The organism is Streptococcus sp. Marseille-Q7156, assembly GCF_965119495.1.
Window position 1 is genome coordinate 889,941 of the sequence record NZ_CBCPLU010000001.1, and the last position, 24,785, is coordinate 914,725.

A 24,785-nucleotide genomic window follows, 5' to 3' on the forward strand; every position below is an offset into this window, starting at 1 on the left:
AGAAAAATGAAACATTTAGAAATTGAATTGAAAACACTCTTGAAAAAAGATGAATACAATCGTCTAAAAGACCAATTCACAGGTGTCACTCCTGTTCTTCAAAAAAATTACTACATCGACACGCCTGATTTTGAACTGCGAGAAAAGAAAGTTGCTATGCGCATTCGAACCTTTGAAGACTGGGCAGAATTGACACTCAAAGTCCCACAAAGTGTTGGAAACATGGAATACAATCAAAAATTGCAACTAAAAGATGCTGAGAACTATCTGAGCAAGGAAGAACTACCTCAGGGGCTGGTTTTTGATGAATTGGCTAAACATGGTATCCAAAGTAAGAAATGGCAGGTGCTTGGTTGTCTCACAACGCTTCGCTATGAAATGAAGACAGCTATTGGTCTCATGGCGCTGGATGAGAGTCAATACTTTGATAGGATAGATTACGAATTGGAGCTTGAAGTGGAAAATCACGAGCAAGGCAAACAGGATTTCCAACAATTTTTAGAGAAAAATCAGATTTCCTACCAAAAAGCCCCTTCAAAATTGGTTCGATTTGTCAAAAGCATAAAAAATAGCTGAAATAATCTCTATTTTTTGGTAAAATAGAAAAGATAAAAATATTCGAATCCAAGTCAATATATGCTAAAGCATATGGCTTGGCTCCATAAAGTTTACAGAGGACGGTCTATAATGTCAGATAGAAAAAACATGAAACTTTTCGCACTCAACTCTAACCAAGAGATTGCACAGAAAATTGCTCAAGCTGTTGGTGTCCCGCTTGGAAAACTATCATCACGTCAATTTTCAGACGGAGAAATCCAAGTGAATATCGAAGAAAGTGTCCGTGGTTATGATGTATACATCATCCAATCAACAAGTTTCCCTGTTAACAACCACCTAATGGAATTGTTGATCATGGTTGATGCTTGTGTGCGTGCAAGTGCCAATACTATTAACGTTGTCCTTCCATATTTCGGCTATGCACGTCAAGACCGCATTGCTTCACCTCGTGAGCCACTTACAGCTAAACTAGTCGCTAACATGCTGGTTAAAGCTGGTGTAGATCGTGTCCTTACCCTCGATCTGCATGCAGTTCAAGTACAAGGTTTCTTTGATATTCCTGTAGATAATCTTTACACTGTTCCTCTCTTTGCTAAACACTACTGTGATAAAGGATTAAGAGGTTCAGATGTTGTTGTCGTTAGCCCTAAAAATTCAGGGGTGAAACGTGCTCGTAGCCTGGCTGAATATCTTGATGCTCCTATCGCCATTATCGACTACCCACAAGACGATGCAAGTCGCAACGAGGGCTATATCATCGGTGATGTTGAAGGTAAGAAAGCCATCTTGATTGACGATATTTTAAATACTGGACGTACATTCTCTGAAGCCGCAAAAATCGTTGAACGTGAAGGGGCGACAGAAATTTATGCTGTTTCTAGCCACGGTCTCTTCGTCGAAGGAGCTGCTGAACTTCTTGACAATACTAAGATTAAAGAAATTCTTGTGACTGATTCAGTAGCAACAAAAGAAAAAACTCCTAAAAACGTATGCTACATTACTGCTAGTGAGTTAATTGGTGATGCCATCGTCCGTATCCACGAAAGAAAACCAGTCAGCCCACTCTTTGCCTACAACAAAAAGAAATAAGGTGATTCTTTGATTTATTTGGACAATGCTGCAACGACACCCATGTCAGCAGTTGCTATTTCAGCTATGACCAAGGTTATGCAAGAAACCCACGGAAATCCTTCTAGTATTCATGGTCATGGTCGTCAAGCTGGCAAACTCTTGCGAGAAGCCCGTCAGGAACTAGCTCAGTTACTAGGGACAAAACCTCAACATATCTTTTTCACTTCTGGTGGGACTGAAGGCAACAATACTGCTATCATAGGCTACTGCCTTCGTCACCAAGAACAAGGAAAACATATCATCACAACTGCCATCGAGCACCATGCTGTTCTTGAAACCATTGATTACCTGGTTCAACACTTTGGTTTTGAAGCAACCATTATCCAACCAGAAAATCAAGAAATCACAGCCCTACAAATTCAAAAGGCTTTGCGTGACGATACAATCTTGGTTTCCACCATGTTTGCCAATAATGAGACAGGAAACCTACTGCCCATTGCTGAAATTGGCCAAATACTCAAACAACACCCTGCTGCCTATCATGTGGATGCAGTTCAGGCTATTGGCAAAATCCCAATTCACCCAGAAGAATTAGGCATTGATTTTCTCACTGCTTCTGCCCATAAATTCCATGGTCCTAAGGGAATCGGTTTTCTCTACGCATCTAGCATGGACTTTGATTCCTATCTCCATGGTGGAGACCAAGAACAGAAAAAGCGTGCAGGGACTGAAAATTTAGCTGCGATTGTGGGCATGGTTGCAGCCCTAAAAGAAGACCTAGAAAAGCAAGAAAAACATTTTCAACATGTACAAAATCTAGAAACTGCCTTTCTGGCAGAGCTAGAGGGAATTCAATATTACTTGAATAGAGGACAACATCATCTCCCTTATGTTCTCAATATTGGATTTCCTGGCCAGAAAAATGACCTCTTACTCCTTCGTCTAGATTTAGCTGGAATTTCAATCTCAACTGGCTCAGCCTGTACTGCCGGTATTGTCCAATCCAGCCATGTTCTTGAAGCCATGTATAAGACAAATTCAGAATGCCTGAAGGAATCCGTTCGTATCAGTTTCTCCCCACAAAATACTATTGAAGATCTACAAACCCTCGCAAAAACCTTAAAAGAAATTATCGGAGGTTAGCCATATGGCATTTGAAAAAACCATTCAGTTAAAAAATTGTCGTTACGACTACACTCTTAGCCCTTCTGTTAAAAAATTCACCCTCAAAGATAACACCTTTTTTGAGACAAAGGTTGGTAACTATGAACTGACTCGCCTACTTGAAAAAGTTCCAAACAGTGGTGAGGGATTCCAACTCAAAATCATCATTAACAAGGAACTTACAGGTGCTAAAATCAATATCACTGACAAGTTTGGCCTTCGTCTAGTTGATATTTTCAAATCAGAAGACCACCACATTCATCAGGAAAAATTCTACTTCCTCATGGATAGCTTGGTAGAACGTGGTGTCTTTACAAAATCAGAAAGATAGAGCCAAAATGTTTGAACTGACCTATAAGGATAACTATCATGTAGAGCGGACTCTCAAGTATGAAGATTATGAAGCTCTCATGCTGGCTCTGTCAGGATGTGTGACTCTACCAGATACACTTTATGTGACTTCTTTGACTTTTGAGGGACAGGAAGTTTACCAAGGACTGGTCGGAGACCTCTACCGTTTTCTATCACATGCAGATTTTTTACATCGAAACTAAGATTTTTCTTAGTTTTTTCTTATTTTTGTTGATTTTTTCACAATGTTTCTATAAAATAGAAGAATAGAAAGGTTGTGATTTTGTGAAAGATAAACAGTCTGCTATTCCAAAAGCTACAGCGAAAAGACTCTCTCTCTACTATCGAATTTTTAAGAGATTTCATGCAGAAAAGATTGAACGTGCCAACTCTAAGCAAATTGCAGAGGCCATTGGAATTGATTCAGCGACCGTTCGTCGTGATTTTTCCTATTTTGGTGAACTTGGTCGTCGTGGTTTTGGCTATGATGTCAAAAAACTGATGACGTTTTTTGCCGATTTGCTCAATGATAACTCTATTACCAATGTCATGCTGGTTGGTATTGGAAATATGGGCCATGCCCTTCTCCACTACCGCTTCCATGAGCGTAACAAGATGAAGATTATCATGGCCTTTGACCTAGATGACCATCCTGAAGTTGGTAGCCAAACTCCCGACGGGATTCCTATTTACGGAATTTCTCAAATCAAGGATAAAATCCAGGATGCTGATGTGAAGACTGCTATCCTGACTGTTCCTAGCGTTAAATCCCAAGAGGTTGCCAATCTCTTGGTGGATGCTGGCGTTAAAGGGATTCTCAGTTTTTCACCAGTCCATCTGCATTTACCAAAAGACGTGGTCGTTCAGTATGTCGATCTGACAAGTGAACTCCAAACCCTCCTCTATTTCATGCGAAAAGAGGATTAGAAAGCGAAAATCATTTTATGAAAAAACCAGTTATTGGGATTACAGGAAACGAAAAAACTCATCCAGATGATGACATCATGATGAGCTACGCAGCAAAAGGCTTTGTTGAAGGCGTTAAAGACGCTGGAGGGATTCCCATCATCCTACCGATTGGTAATCAAGAAATGGCTAGCCACTATATCAGTATGATTGACAAGCTCATCTTGACAGGTGGGCAAAATGTTGACCCGAAATTCTATGGTGAACCAAAAACCATTGATAGCGATGACTACCACCTTCAAAGAGATATCTTCGAACTGGCCCTCATCAAGGAAGCTATTAACCAGAAAAAGCCTATTTTTTCTGTCTGCCGTGGAACTCAGCTCTTTAACGTTGCCATGGGAGGAACTCTGTACCAAGATATCGAAGACCACTGGCAGGATTGTTCTGCCGAATACACAACTCAACGCTTAGTGACAGAACCAAATACCGTTCTCCGAGAAATCTATGGAGAAATCTCCCATATCAACTCCTTCCACCACCAGAGCATCAAGGATTTAGCACCTAACTTAAAGATTGCAGCTCATGATCCTAAAGATGGTATCATTGAGGCTGTCATGAGTACGGATGATGTCGCCTTTCTCGGTGTCCAATGGCATCCAGAGTTTCTATTTGAAAATCGTCCCAAAGATAAAAATCTCTTTGACTATGTCGTTAATGAACTTTAGATTAAATCCGTCTTTTCACGATAACTAAAGTAATTAGAATGAGAGACAATCAAATGGTCCAAGAGGACAATCCCCATCAGGTCACAGGCTTCTTTTACAAGTTTAGTGACATGATCATCATTTCGGCTAGGCGCTACCGCTCCCGAAGGATGATTGTGAACCAAGATGAGAGAGGTCGCCATATGCTTGATGGCATAGTGAAGAATCTCTCGCGGTTCAGCGATACTGCGGGTAGCTGAGCCGATAAAAATGGTCTGTTGATGGATGATTTGATTTTGAGTATTGAGATAGAGCGCCACCAGGTGCTCTTGTTTTTTATCCCCCAATTCCTGTTGCATCTTCTTGGCCAACTTTTGACTGCTGAGAATACTTTCCATCTCAAGGGTTTCGTGTTTGTGAATACGATAGCCCAGTTCAATCATAGCTTGTAACTCTATGGCCTTAACACGACCGATACCAGATAGACTCTGCAATTCCTGCAGGGTCATTTTTTTCAAATCCGTTAGGCTTGAAAGGTTGTTCAAAACTTTCTGGGCAATTTCAAAAACACTAGCTTGACGTGTTCCTGTCCTAAGTAAAATAGCTAACAACTCTTGATTACTGAGCGCTTCAACTCCTTCTTTTGCCAGTCTTTCTCTTGGTAATAGTGAATCTTCTTGGAATGAAATACTATACATAAAAATCCTCCTCACTTTATTATTCGTGAGAAGGATGGAAAATTAGATTTTTTTCTCAATTGGGGCTACACTGGCTAAAAGTTTTTTCAAGCCTACTTCTGGGAAATTGATTTTTAATTCCTGAGTAGCACCGCTACCTGAAACTTCCAGAACAGTTCCCTCTCCCCATTTCTTGTGGAGAGCAATGTCACCAATGGACCAATTTGCCTCGCTAGACCCTGATTTTGCTCCAGCTGTAAATTGACCAAACGGAAGACCGCTTGACTGGATAGATTTTGGGGCAGCACTACGTTTACGGTCTTGGAGGGCCTGCGCCAAACTCATACCTTGACCGAAGGCAAGACCACCACTGCTATATGATGCCTTAAAGCTTGAATTTGCTGGACGCGCCAGACCTTGATACTCAAGCAAGTCTGAGCTGATTTCGTTAATAAAACGAGTTGGACGGTTGTAGTTGGTACGACCAAAAAGCAGGCGCGAGTTGGCATTTGTCAGATAGAGAATTTTCTCTGCACGCGTAATTCCTACATAGGCCAGACGGCGTTCTTCTTCTAATTCATCTTGATCTTCAGCCGCACGACTAAGTGGAAAGACATTTTCTTCCATCCCAATCAAAAAGACAACTGGAAACTCAAGACCTTTAGCAGCATGTAGGGTCATCAAGGTCACTTCTGATGTCTCCTGACTACCTGAATCTGTATCCGCAATCAAGGCTAAATCATTTAAGAAACGACTCAGTTTGTCCAGACCAGTTTCCTCTTCTGACACATCAGAGGTGTCGTCAAAATTTTTCGTCACAGAAAGGAACTCTTCGATATTTTCAACCCGAGCCTTGCTTTCTAGAGTCGCTTGGGCATTCAGAATATCGACGTAACCTGTTTTTTCTAGAACTGCCTCAACCAACTCTGTAATGCTTAAGTGGTCCAGTTGCTCCCGCAAATCCAGAATCATATTGGCAAAATCCCAGATAGATTGGGCTGCTTTTCCTTTAATGCCAGACAACATGATGTTTGCAGAAACATCTAGCATGGACATGTCTTGCATATTCGCAAAATCACGAATTTTCTCAACAGTACCTGGCCCAACTCCACGTTTCGGTTCGTTGATAATACGCTCAAAACTAATATTATCACTCAAATTAGCAATGAGGTTGAGGTAAGCAATAATATCACGGATTTCCTTACGGCTATAGAACTTGGTTCCACCAACCATGGTGTAAGGAATATTAGACTTGAGCAGGGCTTCCTCAATAGTACGAGACTGCGCATTTGTACGATAGAGAACTGCAAAATCCTTGTGAAGGAAATTTTGGCTGCGACCAAGTTCATCAATAGTTTTGGCTACAAAGACGGCTTCATCAAGCTCATCATTGGCACGATAGTAAACGATTTGCTCCCCATCAGCATTTTGAGTCCAGAGATTCTTAGGACGGCGGTTTTTATTGTTTTTAATGACCTCGTTGGCCGCTTGCAGAATGGTCTTGGTTGAACGGTAATTCTCCTCCAACAAAACAACCTTGGCTTGGGGATAATCTTTCTCAAAATCCAAGATATTCTGCATATCAGCACCACGCCAACCGTAGATAGACTGGTCTGCATCCCCAACAACACAGATATTTTTAAAACGGGAAGCCAAGAGTTTGACCAGTTGGTACTGGGCATGGTTAGTATCTTGGTACTCATCAACGTGGATGTACTGGAATTTCTGTTGATAGTAGGTCAAGACATCAGGATTTTGATCAAAGAGACGCAGGGTCAACATAATCAAATCATCAAAATCAACCGACTCAGACTGACGCAATTCTTTTTGGTAAGCAGTGTAACACTGAGCCACGATTTGCGTATACATATCGCCAGCTTGGGCAGCATAAGCCACATCATCAATTAGGTCATTCTTGGCGTTCGAAATGGTTCCTAAGATCGAGCGTTCATTCCATTTTTTAGGATCCAAGTTCAACTGTTTAAGAATGCGTTTCATAAGAGTTCGTTGTTCGCCAGGATCCACAATAGTAAAATTGCGGTTGTAACCAATATGATCCGCATCTCGACGCAAAATACGAACACACATGGAGTGAAAGGTCGCAATCAGACAGTCCTGAGTAGCTGGATTGAGGCTATATGCACGCTCTTTCATCTCACGCGCAGCCTTATTAGTAAAGGTAATGGCCAAGATATTCCAAGGATTGACCATCTTTTCATCAATCAAATAAGCAATGCGGTGGGTCAAAACTCGGGTCTTTCCAGAACCAGCCCCCGCCATGATCAACAAGGGCCCTTCTGTCGTTTGCACCGCCTCAGCCTGACGGTCATTCATTCCATTTAATAATGCGTTCATCTTCTCTTCCTTACTCTTGAAGTCAATATTTCTATTATATCAGAATTCAGGGAAAATATCTTTACCTAGACTGGTTACGTGTAGAAGGCAACTTCTTATATCTAGATAAAAAATGAGCTTGGATATTATTTCCAAACTCATTTGATTTCAATTAAACTATTAGAACAATCCTAGAACGGTTCCATCGCTTTCAACATCCATGTTGAGGGCAGCTGGTCGTTTTGGAAGTCCTGGCATGGTCATGACATCACCAGTTAAGGCAACGATGAAGCCTGCACCTAATTTTGGCACCAATTCACGAATGGTAATTTCAAAGTTTTCAGGTGCTCCAAGTGCATTTGGATTATCTGAAAAACTGTATTGAGTTTTAGCCATACAGATTGGCAATTTGTCCCAACCATTCTGAACGATTTGAGCGATTTGTGTTTGAGCTTTCTTCTCAAAGTTTACTTTGCTACCACGGTAGATTTCAGTAACAATCTTTTCAATCTTTTCTTGGACAGAAAGGTCATTATCATACAAACGTTTGTAGTTAGCTGGGGTTTCAGCAATTGTCTTAACAACTGTCTCAGCAAGTGCTACCCCACCTTCTGCACCATCAGCCCAGACACTTGCCAACTCAACTGGTACATCAATTGAGGCACAAAGTTCTTTTAAGGCTGCAATCTCAGCTTCTGTATCAGATACAAATTCATTGATTGCTACGACTGCAGGTACTCCAAATTTACGGATATTCTCAACGTGACGTTTCAAGTTAGCAAAACCTGCACGAACCGCCTCCACATTTTCCTCTGTAAGAGCATCTTTAGCCACACCACCATTCATCTTAAGGGCACGAAGGGTTGCGACAATGACAACTGCATCTGGAGAAGTTGGCAAGTTTGGTGTCTTGATATCAAGGAATTTCTCGGCACCAAGGTCTGCACCAAAACCAGCTTCAGTAACAGTGTAATCAGCTAGGTGAAGGGCTGTACTTGTTGCCAAGACTGAATTACATCCATGAGCAATATTGGCAAATGGACCACCGTGTACAAAGGCAGGTGTACCATAGATTGTTTGAACAAGGTTTGGTTTGATAGCATCTTTGAGAATCAATGCCAAAGCACCCTCAACCTGCAAATCACCTACAGAAACAGGTGTTCGGTCATAGCGATAACCGATAACAATATTAGCCAAACGACGTTTCAAGTCCTCGATATCCGTTGCCAAGCAAAGAATGGCCATAATTTCTGAAGCAACTGTAATGTCAAAACCATCCTCACGTGGAATTCCGTTTAGAGGACCACCAAGTCCAACGGTCACATGACGAAGAGCTCGGTCGTTCAAATCCACAACACGTTTCCAGAGGATACGACGTTGGTCAATTCCTAGCTCATTTCCTTGGTGCAAATGATTGTCAATCAGGGCAGAAAGCGCATTGTTGGCAGTTGTAATAGCATGCATGTCCCCAGTAAAGTGGAGGTTGATGTCTTCCATTGGCAGAACTTGGGCATACCCACCACCAGCAGCACCACCCTTAATCCCCATTACTGGACCAAGAGATGGTTCGCGGATAGCAATCATAGTTTTCTTACCAATCTTGTTCAAGGCATCCGCAAGACCAATTGTAATGGTTGATTTTCCTTCACCTGCTGGCGTTGGGTTGATGGCAGTAACCAAGATCAATTTACCGACTGGATTGCTCTCAACTGCACGAATTTTATCAAAGCTGAGTTTAGCCTTATACTTTCCGTACAACTCCAAATCGTCGTAAGAAATACCAAGTTTCTCTACAACATCAACAATTGGTTTCAACTCAATACTCTGTGCGATTTCAATATCTGTTTTCATTCAAAACTCCTCTAACCTCTTATATGATAATTCATTATAACACAAAACAAGATTTTTAACATCCTTAAACTCTCTAAACGTTCGTAAATATCCCTTATTTTAAAGGTTTTTAGAGCCCTTTCTTAAATTTTATATGGCTTTATAGTTTGAAACTATAGAATAATGAAAATAATTTAGTCAAGAAAATAGCTGTCAATTTCAGATAAATTATGTAAAATTCTTGTATCTTCAATTTCTAATTTTTCTGCCAACTCAATAGAATACTCAAAACTAAGTTTAGTATTTAACGATAAATCAAACGAATAATCTTGTAATTCACCCAGTTTTTTATATTTTTCTATGATTTCGTCATAAATACCAAGATAATGTTCATCTAAAATTTTTATGTAATTATTCAGATTTTCCTGGTAGTCTTGAATGATTTTTTGTTCGCTATCATTTAATATTCCCTTACCTATTTCCCAAATGAGTGAGCTGGCTATTGAGCCTACTACAGATCCTAGAACTGGTATAGGAATCATTGTTTGACCAATACAAGCACCAATTGTTGCAAAAGAAGCATCCATTACATTTAATGTTAAAAGATTCATAAATTCATCTTGCGTGATTTCTGTGGTTCTGTACTTTAGAACAATGTCTATCATTCCATAAGTTGCCATAACCAAAGCACTAGCATTTGGAGCACTAATCCCCAAGACGTTTGTTAATCCGTAAATAGAATAACCAGATATTGCACCTTTTATAACTCCTTCAGCTGTATCCAATCCACAATCTAACCAATCTGATTGTTCGAATTCGAAAATATTTTTTCCTTCTTTATATTTTTCATATACACTCGACATCAAAGCTAAATCACCCTGTAAAAAAGCTGCGTTCCTTGCAACCTTGTTAGCTTGTTTTAAATTTGGTAGTGCATGTTTTTGGGCTACTAATCTTTTTTTATTTAATTCTTGTTGTTTCAGTTTGACTGTTTTATAAATATTTTTCTGTTCAGAATCCAATAGAGAGTTAATTGAATTCTTTTGAGCATCTTTATAATCTAATGCTGAGGATTTCATCCAAGATTTGTATGAAGTAAGTCCCTTGCTTTCAGTGATATCATTAATTATTTGGCGTATATCCGTAATTTGTTTACTGGACAATCTCTTACCATTAAGTTCAACTTCTTTTGCTCCAGCCATTATTTTTTCAAATACTTGAACGTGATCTTTTGGAAACATCATTTTCATTTTTGTATTGTAAAAAAATGATTGTTCTAATTCATCACGTAAATTATTATAAAACTTCATTTGAATAGTATTTCTACCAATTAATAAATCGGCTGGTCCATTGTCATTCAAAACTTTAACAATTGGCTTTAATCCCTCAATTGCTCTCCTTGCATTTACAATTCCTTCTTCTGCAAATTCTGCAATAAAACCATGTACTCCACGATCTCCACCTCGATTTTTAACAATAACATCTTCTATACTATCCTTAGCATAATCTAAAATTTTAGAGGCATTATCCTTGTTTAAGATGACATTGCGAGCTTCATCTTCTATTATTTTCATAGCAATTTGTAAATCTTGAATTCTCAAATGATTTAAGCAATTGATATATGCTCCAATGCCTTGATTAAATGCTTGATTAAAAATTCTATTAACCATTTATTTTAATTTCCTTATTTATCATAGCTGTTAGTGATAGTGTTGAGTTCACTAAATTACCTGCTTTATATTTTTCATCTTCAGTAAATAAGCTATAGTCCATTACAGTTAAAGATAAATTGGCTAAATAAATTCCTTCTGTTTGTTTTTCAGTTAATTCTATTAATTCCGTAACTTCTATTACTTTTTCTTTAAGTTGTCTAGCCAACAATTCGACATTTTTCTGTTCTTCTATAGCCTCTTTTGCAACTTCTTCATTTTTCCTATTAGCTACTACACCAGCGCCTACAGAAGCGGTCAACATAACGCCTGCAATTCCCCAACCGACAGGACCAGCCAATGCTAAAAATGCGTTACCTGCTGCCACTCCACCGCCACCAGCTGCTACACTTCCACCACCTAACCAAGCCAGAGCGGCGCTATTTGCTGCAGCACCTGTCAAACTTGAAATTGCAGTCCCCGTTGATGCAACACCGAATGTAGTTGCAACACCCATAGCTGCAGTAGGCCCTAAAGTTGCAACTGTTACTCCTAAGGCACTAAGAGAAGCCGTAGCCGCTGTGCTACCACTTGCTAATTCAGCTTCCTTAATTGACTGTGAAATAGCAATTTGCTTATCTTCAAAATTCTGAATTTCAACATCAATTTCTTCTAATTTTGTTTCAAACTCTTTTGGCTTATTTGCTAGCTTACTAATTCTTTCTTCAATAATTTTTACAACTTTGATCGCTTTTTCCCTAACCTGATAGAGCTCCGTTGATTTATTAGCCAAATTATCAGCTTCATCGTTATATAATCTTACAGCTTCTTTATATCCAGCAACAGCTTCTTGTCTAAGTTTAGAATTAAAAAGGTCAACAGCATCAATTTGTTCTTTCGTATTGTTCACTATTTTACCGGCTTCATTAACATTTTCCGATGAAGCTTTAGTTACATGTTCTACCACATCACTAGCTACCCCAATAGCTTTTTCAGAAACATCTGTGATAACATCGCCAACCTGACTTGATACATCTTCCATAACTTTTACAGACTCTGTAATAGCTTCTCCAGTAAATTTACCTGCTTCATTTAATAATTTACTGGTAGCGGATCCAGCATCATTCAATACCTTACTAGCTTCTTTTGTAAAATTGTCAGCAAATTTAAAAAAATTCATTCAGCATTCTCCTTATTGCATATATTTCTATTATCCTATAAACAGGAGTGACTGTCAAAATCGACCATATATTAATTTACCAAAATTTTATCGCTTTCATTTTACTTACCGTTTATTTTTGTGTACAATAGTGCTATGAAAATTTTAGTTACATCGGGCGGCACCAGTGAAGCTATCGATAGCGTCCGCTCTATCACTAACCATTCTACTGGTCGCTTGGGCAAAATCATCACAGAAACCTTGCTTTCTGCAGGGCATGAAATTTGTTTAATGACGACAAAACGTGCTGTGAAGCCAGAAGCCCATCCCAACCTAAGCATTCGAGAAATTAACAATACAAACGACCTTCTTCTTGAAATGCAAGAACGTGTTAAGGACTATCAGGTCTTGATTCACTCAATGGCTGTCTCTGACTACACTCCCGTTTATATGACGGGGCTTGAGGAAGTTCAGGCTAGCTCCAATCTAGAAGAATTTTTAAGCAGGCAAAATCATCAAGCTAAGATTTCTTCAACTGATGAGGTTCAGGTTTTGTTTCTAAAAAAGACACCCAAAATCATATCCCTAGTCAAGGAATGGAATCCTGCTATTCATCTGATTGGTTTCAAACTGCTGGTTGATGTTACCGAAGACCATCTGGTTGACATTGCTAGAAAAAGTCTTATCAATAACCAAGCTGACTTGATTATTGCGAATGATCTGACTCAAATCTCAGCAAAACAGCACCGAGCTATCTTTGTTGAAAAAAATCAGCTTCAATCTGTTAACACTAAAGAAGAAATTGCAGAACTCCTCCTTGAAAAAATTCAAGCCTATCATTCATAGAAAGGAAAGCTATGGCACATATTCTCTTGGCTGTAACGGGATCAATCGCCTCTTACAAGTCGGCAGATTTAGTCAGTTCTCTAAAAAAACAAGGTCATCAAGTCACTATCTTAATGACTCAGGCTGCTACAGAGTTTATCCAACCTTTGACACTACAGGTACTCTCACAGAATTCCGTCCACTTGGATGTCATGAAAGAACCCTATCCTGATCAAGTCAATCATATCGAACTTGGAAAAAAAGCAGATTTATTTATCGTGGCCCCTGCAACAGCTAACACTATTGCAAAACTAGCCCACGGCTTTGCGGACAACATGGTAACTTGTATGGCTCTAGCCTTGCCAAGTCATATTCCCAAACTCATCGCACCAGCTATGAATACAAAAATGTATGACCATCCAGCAACTCAGGCTAATCTGAAAACATTAGAAACCTACGGCTATCAGCTGATTGCTCCTAAGGAATCCCTACTAGCTTGTGGAGACCACGGACGAGGAGCCTTAGCTGATCTCACAATTATTTTAGAAAGAATAAAGGAAACTCTCGATGAAAAAACGCTCTAATATTGCACCCATTGCTATCTTTTTTGCAGCCATGCTCGTGATACATTTTCTGAGCTCACTTATCTTTAACCTTTTTCCATTTCCAATCAAACCGACCATCGTTCATATTCCTGTCATTATTGCCAGCATTATTTACGGTCCACGAGTTGGAGTTACACTTGGATTTTTGATGGGGCTACTTAGTTTGACAGTTAATACAATTACGATTCTACCGACAAGCTACCTCTTCTCACCATTTGTACCAAACGGAAACATCTACTCAGCTATCATTGCTATCGTCCCACGTATTTTGATTGGTTTGACTCCGTATCTAGTTTATAAACTGATGAAAAATAAAACTGGTCTTATTTTAGCTGGTGCCCTTGGTTCACTTACCAACACAGTCTTTGTACTTGGTGGAATTTTCTACCTTTTTGGAAATGTTTTTGATGGTAATATCCAAAAACTCCTAGCAACTGTTATCTCAACAAATTCGATTGCTGAATTAGTCATTTCCGCAGTTCTAACCCTAGCCATTGTTCCAAGGCTACAGACTTTGAAAAAATAAAAACATTCTCCACTTTCAAACCTGAAGGTGGAGATTTTGTTCGAGGTGGTTTCTTTTTAGTGAACTTTTTACTAACTTTTAACAAAAAAACGACCTATAAACCTAAGTAAATCCTTGCTTTATTATCTTGTTTATTGTACCATACTAGTGTATATACAGACGAAAAGGAGATTCTTATGAATACACGGAAAAAGACACAATTTATGACAATGACTGCCCTCTTAACGGCTATTGCGATTTTGATTCCAATCGTTATGCCTTTCAAAATCGTCATTCCACCTGCTTCCTATACTTTAGGAAGCCACATCGCTATTTTTATTGCCATGTTCTTATCGCCCTTGATGGCTGTTTTTGTCATCCTAGCTTCTAGTTTCGGATTTTTGATGGCTGGCTATCCCATGGTTATCGTTTTTCGAGCTTTTTCCCATATCTTTTTTGGGACTTTGGGGGCTCTTTACCTACAAAAATTCCCCGATACCCTAGATAAACCAAAAGCTTCCTGGATTTTCAACTTTGTGTTAGCGCTTGTCCATGCCCTTGCTGAAGTATTAGCTTGTGTCGTTTTTTATGCAACTTCCGGTACCAATGTAGAAAATATGTTTTATGTTCTATTTGTACTAGTTGGATTTGGCACAATTATCCATAGTATGGTAGACTATACATTAGCACTAGCTGTCTATAAAGTGCTTCGAAAACGCCGTTAAAAAGGAAAAGCTATGACAAAAGATCGCAAACATGCTCTGCTCCAACTCTTAAAAGAAGCTCCTAAAGCCCTTAATGGCCAAAGTTTGGCGGAACATTTTCATGTTACACGTCAGGTCATTGTGCAGGACATTGCAATTTTGAGAGCCGATGGCGCTCCTATCCTATCCACTAATCGTGGCTACGTCTACAAGCAAATTGATACCAATCCTTATGTTCACAAACTTTTCAAAGTGAAACATGAAGTTGAAGAAATCGGTCAAGAACTCCTTGCTATCGTTGATAATGGTGGACGTGTTCAAAATACCTTGATTGACCATCCCGTTTATGGAGAAATCGAAACCTTGCTTAAACTGTCTTGTCGCAGAGATGTGCAACATTTTCTAGAACAAGTCGAGCATTCTGACTTTAGACCCCTATCTGAATTGACAGATGGTGTCCATTACCACCTAGTCGAAGCCGAAACACAACAAGACCTCCACTATATCGAAGAGGCCTTGGATCAGCTAGGTTATTTAGTAAAGGATTAGAAAATTTTCTTTTCCCAATCGTCTTCTGTACGGCGAGGGTAGAAAAATTCAGATTTGTCCGGAGCTTCCATCATCTCCATCAAGGGTAACATATCATAGGACAGATTCAAGTTTGGAATCTGGTCTTTTTGCACCCAAGAAACTTCTCCTTCATCTGAAGAGCGAAGGGTACCAGAGAACTCAGTTTTCTTATAACAAACGACAATATAGCGCCCACCTGTATCCAGAGGCCAATTTTTAATACCGACAAGTTGAGGATTTGGGATAGTCAACCCTGTTTCTTCATATATTTCACGAATGACAGACTCTGCGAAAGACTCGCCATTTTCTACATGGCCCTCTTATGTCAAACAAATGACACTATTTTCTCTAATTCATTTCTACCTAATTATAGCACATTTCTTCTTATTTAAGTTGTCAAATTAAGTTAGACTTTTCAAGTAACTCAGAAAAACTTGGTAGGGTGATTGATAATTCAATGATTTCCTAGGAATTCTATTTCTTTTATCATCTATAGCTGATAAATAATTTTGAGAAATAGTAGTAAAATCCATTTGTTTCGGTAATCCATTTCGTATTAATAAGCCACTAGAATGTTCATTGAGACCTCGTTGACCAGGACATCCTGGATCCGCAAAGAAAATATCAATGTCATGTGCATTCGAAATAGACTTCCAGTTAGAAAATTCTTTTCCACAATCAAAAGTTATCGACTTAAAGAGATGACTGGGAACTTGAGACAACCATTGATTGATGGAGGCCTCAATATCACTTGCTTTGAGTCCATTGGTTTTCAGTGTGATGATGGCTTTTGAGAGGCATTCTACTAATGTAATGACTGCACTTTTGTGTTTTTCTCCCACAATGGTATCCCCTTCTAGATGACCGAATTCCGTCTTAAAATTAGGATAACTGTCTGCTCTCTCACGTAAATCTCTGCGCAAGGCTTGTTTTCCTCGTTTTTCGCTATGACCATTTGGTTTTCTTTTGCCTTTCCAAGGGAGGTCCTCTTTCTTTAGAATACCACGGTCTGCTAGTCGATAAAGAGTTCTCATAGAACAAGAAATTCTATCTGGATAAGCTCCCTTAATGACACCAAGGTTCCATCTTAGATCTAAATGAGTTTGAATAAAGTTTTTTTCTGCTTGCGAAAGACTTGTTTTATTCCTGCCACAGCGTTTCTTATTGATTTTATATCGGTTATAGTAATCATAAGCAGAGTGCGCCTCCTTCAGATAGTTGATGACATTGTAGATGTTCTGTTTTGATCTGCCAAGTGAAGTCACAATATCTGAAACTGTTATGTTTTCTTGATAGTAAGCCTCTATCATTACAAGCTCGTTTGTGGTAAGATGAGTATAGGTCATTTATGTTAGTTCCTTTCAGACAAATGTGGTGTTTATCTGAGCCTAACATAGATGGCTTTTTTTGTCTAGCTTAATTTTACAAATTGGGTTACTAAGAAAGAGGCCTGTTAAACAAGTCTCCTCCCTAACTATTTATAAATCACTTTGAAAAAGCCTAGGCAGTCCACCACGATTTTTTCTACATACCTTTCTATCAATTCTTGTGTCAAACTATTATCTATCGGTAATTGTAGGCTCTCTCCTGCTTGCAGACTTTCTTCTAACTCAACGATTTCCTTATCAATAACTTGCTTCTTACTGATATAAGCATCCCGACTCAGGTTATTTTCCTTATAGTCCTGAAAACAGGATAATTTTTGTGCTTTCAAACACTCAATCTCTCGAAGGACATTAACTTTTGATTGTTTAGGACGAATAGTCTCTAACCTAGGAGCTAAGCTCTTCATAATCTCTTGTTCAATTTTATCCGAACGATAATATTTCATTTCATCACCCTGATTTTTACAATGTAAACAGTAAAAATAATGACGTTGGTTACGGTTTCCCTGAAATAATAAACGATGTTCACAATGCTCACAAAACACTAATCCTCGTAACAGTCTTTGTACTGACTCATGATTTGGCTTCTTTTTGACTTTGCCAGTAATCCTTGATTTTAAAGCTTGTTGAGCCTGTTCAAACATTTCTATTGGTATAATTGCCTCGTGATTGTTCTCAATTCGTTCCCATTCTGATTCAGGTCTCTTGTAATGTTTGCCATTGATATAGGTTCTCGTATTAAAGAGATAGGTCCCTTTATAGGCTTCATTTTTTAAAATCTGTCGGACACTTGTTTTTGTCCATACATTTCTTGTCTGTTCAGTAGTCAAATGATAGACTTTTGATACCTCGCTTGACTAACCTGCATCTTTCGTTCAGCTGGAGTAATCGTCTTCTCTTCGTTGAGCAACCTAGCTATGCACTGAGTTCCCAGTCCTTCAATACACAATTGAAAAATACGTCTCACAATCGAAGCGATTTCTTAATCAATGATAATTATAAATCGTTCCTCCGGATCCTTCAGATAACCAAACGGAGGTAGCCAGCTCATATTTTCCCCTGAGCGTTTCATGGTATTCATGGCACTTTTAACTTTTTCAGAGACGTCTTTGGCATAAAAATTATTGAGCAGATTTCTAAAGGATACATCAATCTCCAAACCATTATTTTCAGATGTCAAACTATCATATTGATCATTTAAAGCAATGAATCGGACACCTAGAAAAGGGAATACGTTCTCCAGATAGTTCCCCAATTCCAAATAATCACGCATAAAGCGAGATGGGTCTTTGACAATAATTGCACAAATCTCTCCAGATTTAACCTTATCCATCAGACGCTGAAAGGCAGGTCGATTAAGGTTTGTTCCTGAAAAACCATCGTCCACAAACTCCAATCGCTGAAATGCCTGGAATTCAAATGAAGCATCTAAAAAAAGAATACAGTAAATAACGTTGATTGGTAATGGAATTACTCTCATCACGATCATAATCATCAACAGATAAGCGCATATACAAAGCAACTTTAGACATATCAATCACCACCTATCTGACAGTAAAATGTGACTGTGATATTCTTATCAACATCTACTTCAATACGTTCGATCAAAGCGCTTAATAGGTCTTCGGTTAAGACTATTTGTTGCTGCTCCTTGAAAAGATTCTTGAGCCAAAGCACTTGCCTCTGATACTCTACTTCCACTTGTCGTATCGATATATCACAGTTGGTGATTTCTGTTGATAGTGTTTCAATTTTTGTATATTTTTCAGATTTTTGCGCTAGATAGTCCGACTGGCTCTCCCTAAACAAGCTATAGGACGCATAAAGATCACCTAGCTCTACTCGCAGATGCATAATTGTCTGATGATGTCGAGTAGCTTGTTTTTGATAAGTGGCAATACACTGTTCTTTCTTTTTTTCTAAACTAGATAATAAGGTTTCGAAATTCCCTAGTCGTACCATTTCATCTTGAAGTATCCGTATCATCATCTTATCTAACATTTGTTCGCTAATATAAACGCTTTGCTTGTTGGATGTAGCCGTGTCATAAACATAATCCATAAAGTAGTAATAATCATAATCCGATTTCTTACCTGAAAAGTGCTTACAATAGCGATACATTTGAGTTGAACTACCTCGAGCATAAAGGAGTCCTTTATAACGGTTCGGAGTTTTTGGGATGGCTGATTTCCAGACATGCTTTCGATTTCGAAACAACGATACCATCTTATCATACTCATCTTGAGTGAGGTAGGATTCGTGTGCATACTCAAAGCGGACATACTCTTCTGCAGATAGATTCTTGTTGGTTTTTCGTTGCACAAGATGTCCTAGATAGACTGGATTTTGAACCAACCGAAGAAGATTAGGGCCTCTCCACATTTTCGTATCCTCCTCAGTTCGATATAATTGTCCTGTTCTCCTATAAGAAGTCGGAATGGCAATCTGTTGTTGATTCAGGTAATTCGTCACTTTAGACAGTGAGCTACCCTCTAATAATATTTTAAAGACCAAGTCTAAAATAGGTTTCACAAGTGGATCAATAGCAAGCTTTATCCCCTGTTCATGTTTTACTAGCTGATAGCCGTATGGAGCAAAACCACCGATGTAATATCCCTGACTGGCTTGATGGATGTTGTGAGCTGTGACCTTTTTTGAAATGTCTTTTGAATATAAATCATTGACTAAGTTCTTAATTTCCACTTCAAAAAACTTCTTCTCTTCTAATCCATGGAGCGTATCCAATTGATCATTAATAGAGATAAATCGAACACCTAGGAATGGGAAGACTTTATCAATCAAACGTCCCATCTCAATGTAATCTCGTCCTAAACGAGATAAATCTCGAATCAAGATACAGTTGATAGATCCCTTCTTGATGTTCTCCATCATCTCTTGAAAGGCCGGACGGTTGAAATTGGTTCCTGAGTATTCATAATCCACATAACATTTGACGACGCTTAAGCCATGCTCTTTGGCAAAAGTCCGAGCAAGACTCTCTTGAGTGTCCAAGGATTGAGATTTGTTCCGCCAGGTTTCCGTCCGTTCTTTTGATAGACGAACATAAATCCCTGTTCGATAAGTCTGAATGGAAATTTCTTCTGTCACTTCTGAGCGATAACGCTGTTTCGTACGAGCCATTAGACCACCTCCCTTTTAACTTGAGCAAGATGCTGGAGGATTTCTAACTCTTTTATATCGTGGAATACCAGCGTTAGCTCCTGTTCCTCATGAATCTCAATTCGGTCTAGCAAGATCACTAGGGTCAGGCGACTTAGTTCTTCTTCCTCTTGTGAGTCACTTAATTCTTCTAACCATGCCTGCTTATGTTGGAGTTTGCCATAGAGGTCTTGCGCTACTTTTTTCTTTTGAACAATCGTATCGTCAATCCTTTTAAGCTTTTGGCAATAGCTTCGTTGAAACTCTTGATATTCTGCCTCATCGATCAACCCATCATCCAAATCCATATAGAGAGATTGAAGCAATTGTTCATATTTCTGACGCTCCGCAATCAAACTAGTAAAGTCAATCTCAAGGAACTGTTCTTTATCAAGATACTTGGGACTATGTTCAATCAAGCGAGACTTCCAATCAAGGTGTTGACGAACTAAGGTTGATACCACCTCAAGGAGTATTTCATATTTTATGGCATAACGGCTACACCCTTGTCCTTTATTATAACTACTACAAATATACTGAATGCTTGCCTTGTCTTTATAACGGTTCTTCCTCTGTAACATTTGAGCCTCACAAGCTCCACAAAACAACAAGCCTGCAAAGAGATTTGGCTTATCCTTGCCATACTTAACATCTCGAAGCAAGAGGTTATTGGCAATCTCAAAGGTGCTTTCTGAGATAATCTTCTCATGAGTACCTGCCACTCGTATCCAATCTTCAGGATTCACCTGAACTAAGCGTTGAGACTTGTAATTAAGCTTGATATGTTTCCCTTGTTCCAAATCTCCGATATAGACACGATTGGTTAGAATACGATTCACCATCTTAGTATCCCACTTATGAATGTAACTATAAAAGCCTTTAAAATTTTCTTGATTCGCTTTCTTGTATTGTACAGGTGTTTCAGCACCAATGTGATTTAGATAATTCGCTATTGCATTTGACGAGTAGCCTTTCAACTTCAAGGAAAAAATCTTTTCAATAATGGGACGAACAGCTTCATCTACAACCAAATGATTTCTTTGGTTTTCATCTTTTCGATAGCCGTACGGGGCAAATGCCCCAATAAATTCTCCCTTTTGTCTCTTGGCTTTCTGAGTACTACGGACTTTCATAGAAATATCTCGACAGTAACTATCATTAATAAGGCTTTTAATTGGCATCACTAAGTGGGTTTCATTCGTATCTGCTGTCAAACTATCATAATGATCGTTAACTGAGATAAACCGAACCCCCATAGCAGGAAAGATTCTCTGAATATACTTCCCCGTTTCAATATAGTCTCGCCCAAAGCGAGATAGATCTTTAACCAAAATAGTATCAATCGTTTTCTCATCAACCATCGTCATCATTCGGATAAAATCAGGACGATTAAAGGTTAGTCCACTAATGCCATCATCCACAAACTCTTCTAAGATTGTGATGTCATGCTTTCTAGCATAATCTCGTAAAAGTGAGCGTTGATTGATAATAGAGTTGCTTTCAACATTATCCCCATCATCTCGTGATAATCGTAAATAAATACATGCTTTTGTCATTGTCATCTCCTTAATCGACTATTAGGTGCTTACTGATTAAGGATTGAGGTTCTACTCTTTTATTCTACATAATTTACTAGAACTTGTCCGCTAAAAACTTAAATTTTTTCAAGTTTTTGTCCCAATAAATCATCTAGTATATCTGTTAGACTTAGTGGCTTATCCGTCACTTGAATCGTAACCTTATAGCCCTCAATCACAACTTTCGGTAATGACGCATCTGTGTTTGTTTTTTCCATGTATAGTTAATTCCTTTACTTCAAAATTATGACCTCAGTGGGTAGAACTGGTTAAGTTCATCATGGGCGTCTCACCCGCTGTCCTTTTACGACGGCAGCCTGAACGTGCAGAAGTATCATTGTTCTTAATTTGTGTCTTGGCAAATAGAATACCATTCTATTTTATAGCTGATTATTGTCGCTCATATCATGGCGAATCAAGCTAAATTGCTCAACAAGTAAGAAAGTCCCACCTTGGTCTATTCAGTTGTCAATGAACAAACAAGGAGAGACTATTTTAATCTTTTTATACGATAGGGGTTATCTGTAAGTCCTAATATATAATCTGTACTAACATCATAGAAGAATGAAAGTTTAACTAAAATCCCTGCTGTTAGACTGCGTTCCCCTCTCTCGATTTTGGCATATGCTGAATGACTATAATCTAAGAAAACTGCTATTTGCTCCTGAGTAAAATCGTTATCTTCTCTCAAATCTTTTAAACGTCTATACATCAAGTCATCTCCTATAGATAGTATAGGTTATAATTAGATAATCCGATATAAATTGTCCTATTTGAACAGTTAGATATGTAATTTTCTAACATCTATAAGCTATATTTAAATATTTGAGCAAGATTTTTTAATGAACATTAGCCAGTAACTTACATAATTCAGAGCTATATGTAGCAGTATTTCCGTTGTATCATTTTACAGTAATTTATTAACACTTTAAATCGTTCCGGTAGTGTAAAACAAGTTGTGTAAACACAAAAAGGGATAAATCCGTTACAATAGTAGAGTTACGAAACATTACTAGAAAGAGATTTATTCCTATGACACAGTTTGCCACAGAATTGCTTAACTTCCTAGCCCATAAGCAAGATATTGATGAATTTTTCCGTTCTTCTCTTGAAACAGCTATGAATGACCTGCTTCAAGCAGAGTTATCAGCCTTTTTAGGGTATGAACCTTACGATAAAGTAGGCTATAATTCTGGGAATAGTCGTAATGGAATGTATTCACGGAAATTTGAAACCCAATATGAGACTGTTCAGTTGAGCATTCCTAGAGATCGTAATGGGAACTTTACCCCCATCTTTGATCCCTGCTTATGGGCGTCGAGATGACCACTTGGAAGAGATGGTTATCAAACTCTATCAAACCGGCGTAACAACTCGAGAAATTAGTGATATTATCAAGCGCACTATAGTCCTGCCACAATTTCTAATATCTCGAAAGCAACTCAGGAGAACGTCGCTGCTTTTCATGAGCGAAGTTTAGAAGCCAATTACTTTGTTTTATTCCTTGACGGAACCTACCTTCCCTTGAGACGGGGAACTGTTAATAAAGAATGCATGTTGCAATAAAATAGAACTATTATGCAATAGCCTTCAAAACCTTGAAAAATCAACAAGTTAGATTCCCAAAATTTACCGTATAATTACATAGTCAATAATTATGGGTATCATTTTGGGTATCAAAAAAACCGTAAGCCTGAGCCTGCGGTGAAAGAACAATTTAGAAAGTTTCCTTTCTGTTTCATATCTCACTTGGAGTCACACCAGACGGACAGAAAGCTGTTCTTGGATATGAGATTGCCCCAAATGAAAACAATACTTCTTGGTCGACTCTGCTAGACAAGCTTCGAAACCAAGGCATCCAACAGGTTTCTCTTGTAGTGACTGATGGCTTCAAGGGACTTGAGCAGATGATCAGTCAGGCTTACCCATTAGCTAAACAACAACGTTGCTTAATTCATATTAGTCGAAATTTGGCTAGTAAGGTGAAGCAATCTGATCGGGCAGTTATTCTGGAGCAATTTAAAACGATTTATCGTGCTGGAAATTTAGAAATAGCAGTCCAAGCTTTGGAGGACTTTATCGCTGAATGGAAACCAAAGTATAGTAAAGTCTGGAGAATACGGATAATCTTTTAACTTTTCATCAGTTTCCCTACCAGATTTGGCACAGCATTTATTCGACAAACCTCATTGAGTCTCTCAACAAAGAAATCAAACGTCAAACGAAAAAGAAGGTTCTTTTTCCTAACGAGGAGACTCTGGAACGTTATTTAGTTACCCTGTTTGAAGATTATAATTTCAAGCAAAGTCAACGAATCCATAAAGGGTTTGGCCAATGTTCTGACACACTTAAAAGCTTATTTGATTAAAACTCCGTAACTCTACTAGAGTGTTTACACAAAATTATTGACAGTATCATCGTTCCAGATGTATTGTTGTAACCTCAATAGTCCTCTAGTCAATGTATACTCAATATCAAAAAATTACAAAGTATAGAAATCGTATTTTTATTATCCGTATCACAGTAGTCAGTTTCCATTTATTGTGCTGTTTAGATTCTGCCATATTCTGACACTATGGTACAGCCTTTCTGTTTTATACTATGACTAAGATAACCCAAATCAAGAGATTGCTAGCAACCTACTAAAAGGTCTACAGCTACTTTGATATCATGTACAGCAGCAGGTGTAACAATATAGTTCAGAATATAACCCTGATAAAGTTATCAGATTATGAACGTAAAAATCATAAAAACATATCTGCTTGAAAGCATTATAACCAATAGTAATCCAATCATTGAAAATAATGACTTTGTAATAACGAACAGGTTGACAAGGTACTAGTGACAAACTGTCCATAAAGGCGATCGGCTTGAGAGGTGTATGAGGCTGGGATAAAAGTTTAACCTCAAATGTAAAAAACGAACAAGACTAGTTTTTCTGAGGCTCAGAATCCTATTTTGTTCGTTTTTATTTCTAATTTATCAATTTTGAGAATTTATGATAAAGAATCTAGGGAATCAAAATATTATTTTATACGTAATCTTCAAC

Annotated in this window: 25 protein-coding genes and 3 pseudogenes; 14 read left to right on the forward strand and 14 right to left on the reverse strand. The window is 38.5% G+C overall.

Annotation, left to right across the window (positions count from 1 at the left end; genetic code table 11):
* Window positions 1–6 precede the first annotated feature (6 nt).
* From ACWPV5_RS04295 to ACWPV5_RS04325, 7 genes are all read left to right on the forward strand, one after another.
* Window positions 7–576, forward strand: coding sequence for a CYTH domain-containing protein (locus ACWPV5_RS04295; protein ID WP_261043129.1), 570 nt, complete (start codon window positions 7–9; stop codon window positions 574–576).
* Window positions 577–687: 111 nt separating this feature from the next.
* Window positions 688–1,647 (forward strand): ribose-phosphate diphosphokinase, encoded by a 960-nt coding sequence (locus ACWPV5_RS04300; RefSeq protein ID WP_454382490.1) that lies wholly within the window; start codon window positions 688–690, stop codon window positions 1,645–1,647.
* A gap of 9 nt (window positions 1,648–1,656) precedes the next feature.
* On the forward strand, window positions 1,657–2,772 hold the full coding sequence (locus ACWPV5_RS04305; RefSeq protein ID WP_454382492.1) for a cysteine desulfurase family protein: 1,116 nt from the start codon (window positions 1,657–1,659) through the stop codon (window positions 2,770–2,772).
* A 4-nt stretch (window positions 2,773–2,776) separates the two neighbouring features.
* Window positions 2,777–3,124: a DUF1831 domain-containing protein gene (locus ACWPV5_RS04310; RefSeq protein WP_000863540.1), complete on the forward strand. Its 348-nt coding sequence runs from the start codon at window positions 2,777–2,779 to the stop codon at window positions 3,122–3,124.
* A 7-nt stretch (window positions 3,125–3,131) separates the two neighbouring features.
* On the forward strand, window positions 3,132–3,347 hold the full coding sequence (locus ACWPV5_RS04315; RefSeq protein ID WP_454382494.1) for a DUF4649 family protein: 216 nt from the start codon (window positions 3,132–3,134) through the stop codon (window positions 3,345–3,347).
* Window positions 3,348–3,429: 82 nt separating this feature from the next.
* Window positions 3,430–4,071: a redox-sensing transcriptional repressor Rex gene (locus ACWPV5_RS04320; RefSeq protein ID WP_000653415.1), complete on the forward strand. Its 642-nt coding sequence runs from the start codon at window positions 3,430–3,432 to the stop codon at window positions 4,069–4,071.
* A 17-nt stretch (window positions 4,072–4,088) separates the two neighbouring features.
* A complete protein-coding gene (locus ACWPV5_RS04325; RefSeq protein ID WP_454382496.1) occupies window positions 4,089–4,778 on the forward strand; it encodes a gamma-glutamyl-gamma-aminobutyrate hydrolase family protein in 690 nt (229 codons plus the stop codon).
* Here ACWPV5_RS04325 and radC read toward each other — a convergent pair.
* From radC to ACWPV5_RS04350, 5 genes are all read right to left on the reverse strand, one after another.
* Complete coding sequence (gene radC / locus ACWPV5_RS04330) at window positions 4,775–5,455, reverse strand: RadC family protein (protein ID WP_261056310.1); 681 nt, start codon at window positions 5,453–5,455, stop codon at window positions 4,775–4,777. The two genes, ACWPV5_RS04325 and radC, sit on opposite strands and share 4 nt — an antisense overlap.
* Window positions 5,456–5,497: 42 nt before the next feature.
* A complete protein-coding gene (gene pcrA / locus ACWPV5_RS04335) occupies window positions 5,498–7,789 on the reverse strand; it encodes a DNA helicase PcrA (RefSeq protein ID WP_454382498.1) in 2,292 nt (763 codons plus the stop codon).
* Between the two features lie 159 nt (window positions 7,790–7,948).
* Entirely contained in the window at window positions 7,949–9,619 is a 1,671-nt protein-coding gene (locus ACWPV5_RS04340) for a formate--tetrahydrofolate ligase (RefSeq protein ID WP_223330759.1), read from the reverse strand.
* 173 nt (window positions 9,620–9,792) lie between these two features.
* Complete coding sequence (locus ACWPV5_RS04345) at window positions 9,793–11,268, reverse strand: hypothetical protein (protein WP_454382500.1); 1,476 nt, start codon at window positions 11,266–11,268, stop codon at window positions 9,793–9,795.
* Window positions 11,261–12,427: a hypothetical protein gene (locus ACWPV5_RS04350; protein WP_454382502.1), complete on the reverse strand. Its 1,167-nt coding sequence runs from the start codon at window positions 12,425–12,427 to the stop codon at window positions 11,261–11,263. Before ACWPV5_RS04350 ends, ACWPV5_RS04345 begins: the two co-directional genes overlap by 8 nt.
* A 135-nt stretch (window positions 12,428–12,562) precedes the next feature.
* Between ACWPV5_RS04350 and coaB the strand changes: the two genes are divergently transcribed.
* From coaB to ACWPV5_RS04375, 5 genes are all read left to right on the forward strand, one after another.
* Complete coding sequence (gene coaB / locus ACWPV5_RS04355) at window positions 12,563–13,252, forward strand: phosphopantothenate--cysteine ligase (protein WP_454382504.1); 690 nt, start codon at window positions 12,563–12,565, stop codon at window positions 13,250–13,252.
* Window positions 13,253–13,263: 11 nt separating this feature from the next.
* Window positions 13,264–13,815, forward strand: coding sequence for a phosphopantothenoylcysteine decarboxylase (coaC, locus tag ACWPV5_RS04360; protein WP_454382506.1), 552 nt, complete (start codon window positions 13,264–13,266; stop codon window positions 13,813–13,815).
* Entirely contained in the window at window positions 13,799–14,362 is a 564-nt protein-coding gene (locus ACWPV5_RS04365) for an ECF transporter S component (protein WP_454382508.1), read from the forward strand. The genes coaC and ACWPV5_RS04365 overlap by 17 nt, the downstream gene beginning before the upstream one ends.
* 176 nt (window positions 14,363–14,538) lie before the next feature.
* Entirely contained in the window at window positions 14,539–15,066 is a 528-nt protein-coding gene (locus ACWPV5_RS04370) for an ECF transporter S component (protein WP_001097393.1), read from the forward strand.
* A 12-nt stretch (window positions 15,067–15,078) separates the two neighbouring features.
* Window positions 15,079–15,594 carry a 3H domain-containing protein gene (locus ACWPV5_RS04375; RefSeq protein ID WP_454382510.1) on the forward strand — a complete coding sequence of 172 codons (516 nt, stop codon included), beginning with the start codon at window positions 15,079–15,081 and terminating at the stop codon, window positions 15,592–15,594.
* Here ACWPV5_RS04375 and ACWPV5_RS04380 read toward each other — a convergent pair.
* The 9 genes and pseudogenes from ACWPV5_RS04380 to ACWPV5_RS04420 all read right to left on the reverse strand — a co-directional run.
* Window positions 15,591–15,932 (reverse strand): annotated as a pseudogene (locus ACWPV5_RS04380) (NUDIX domain-containing protein); the annotation flags it as partial. The gene ACWPV5_RS04375 and the pseudogene ACWPV5_RS04380 sit on opposite strands and share 4 nt — an antisense overlap.
* 84 nt (window positions 15,933–16,016) lie before the next feature.
* A complete protein-coding gene (locus tag ACWPV5_RS04385; protein ID WP_454382512.1) occupies window positions 16,017–16,961 on the reverse strand; it encodes an IS30 family transposase in 945 nt (314 codons plus the stop codon).
* A 128-nt stretch (window positions 16,962–17,089) separates the two neighbouring features.
* Window positions 17,090–17,830 carry a recombinase family protein gene (locus tag ACWPV5_RS04390; protein ID WP_454382514.1) on the reverse strand — a complete coding sequence of 247 codons (741 nt, stop codon included), beginning with the start codon at window positions 17,828–17,830 and terminating at the stop codon, window positions 17,090–17,092.
* On the reverse strand, window positions 17,827–17,967 hold the full coding sequence (locus ACWPV5_RS04395) for a hypothetical protein (protein WP_454382516.1): 141 nt from the start codon (window positions 17,965–17,967) through the stop codon (window positions 17,827–17,829). The genes ACWPV5_RS04390 and ACWPV5_RS04395 overlap by 4 nt, the downstream gene beginning before the upstream one ends.
* Before the next feature lie 15 nt (window positions 17,968–17,982).
* Window positions 17,983–18,480, reverse strand: a complete 498-nt coding sequence (locus ACWPV5_RS04400; RefSeq protein ID WP_454382518.1) for a recombinase family protein — start codon at window positions 18,478–18,480, stop codon at window positions 17,983–17,985.
* 53 nt (window positions 18,481–18,533) lie between these two features.
* Window positions 18,534–20,141, reverse strand: a complete 1,608-nt coding sequence (locus tag ACWPV5_RS04405) for a recombinase family protein (protein WP_454382520.1) — start codon at window positions 20,139–20,141, stop codon at window positions 18,534–18,536.
* Window positions 20,141–21,715 carry a recombinase family protein gene (locus ACWPV5_RS04410; protein ID WP_454382522.1) on the reverse strand — a complete coding sequence of 525 codons (1,575 nt, stop codon included), beginning with the start codon at window positions 21,713–21,715 and terminating at the stop codon, window positions 20,141–20,143. The genes ACWPV5_RS04405 and ACWPV5_RS04410 overlap by 1 nt, the downstream gene beginning before the upstream one ends.
* A 98-nt stretch (window positions 21,716–21,813) precedes the next feature.
* The gene (locus ACWPV5_RS04415; protein ID WP_454382524.1) at window positions 21,814–21,954 is read right to left on the reverse strand and encodes a hypothetical protein; all 141 of its coding nucleotides are present in this window, start codon (window positions 21,952–21,954) and stop codon (window positions 21,814–21,816) included.
* Between the two features lie 272 nt (window positions 21,955–22,226).
* A complete protein-coding gene (locus tag ACWPV5_RS04420; RefSeq protein WP_454382526.1) occupies window positions 22,227–22,448 on the reverse strand; it encodes a helix-turn-helix domain-containing protein in 222 nt (73 codons plus the stop codon).
* A gap of 320 nt (window positions 22,449–22,768) precedes the next feature.
* On the opposite strand from ACWPV5_RS04420, the pseudogene ACWPV5_RS04425 reads away from it, so the two are divergent.
* Both ACWPV5_RS04425 and ACWPV5_RS04430 read left to right on the forward strand, forming a co-directional pair.
* Window positions 22,769–23,290, forward strand: a pseudogene (locus tag ACWPV5_RS04425) (transposase); the annotation flags it as partial.
* A 185-nt stretch (window positions 23,291–23,475) separates the two neighbouring features.
* Window positions 23,476–24,104: pseudogene (locus tag ACWPV5_RS04430) on the forward strand (IS256 family transposase); the annotation flags it as partial.
* Window positions 24,105–24,785 lie beyond the last annotated feature (681 nt).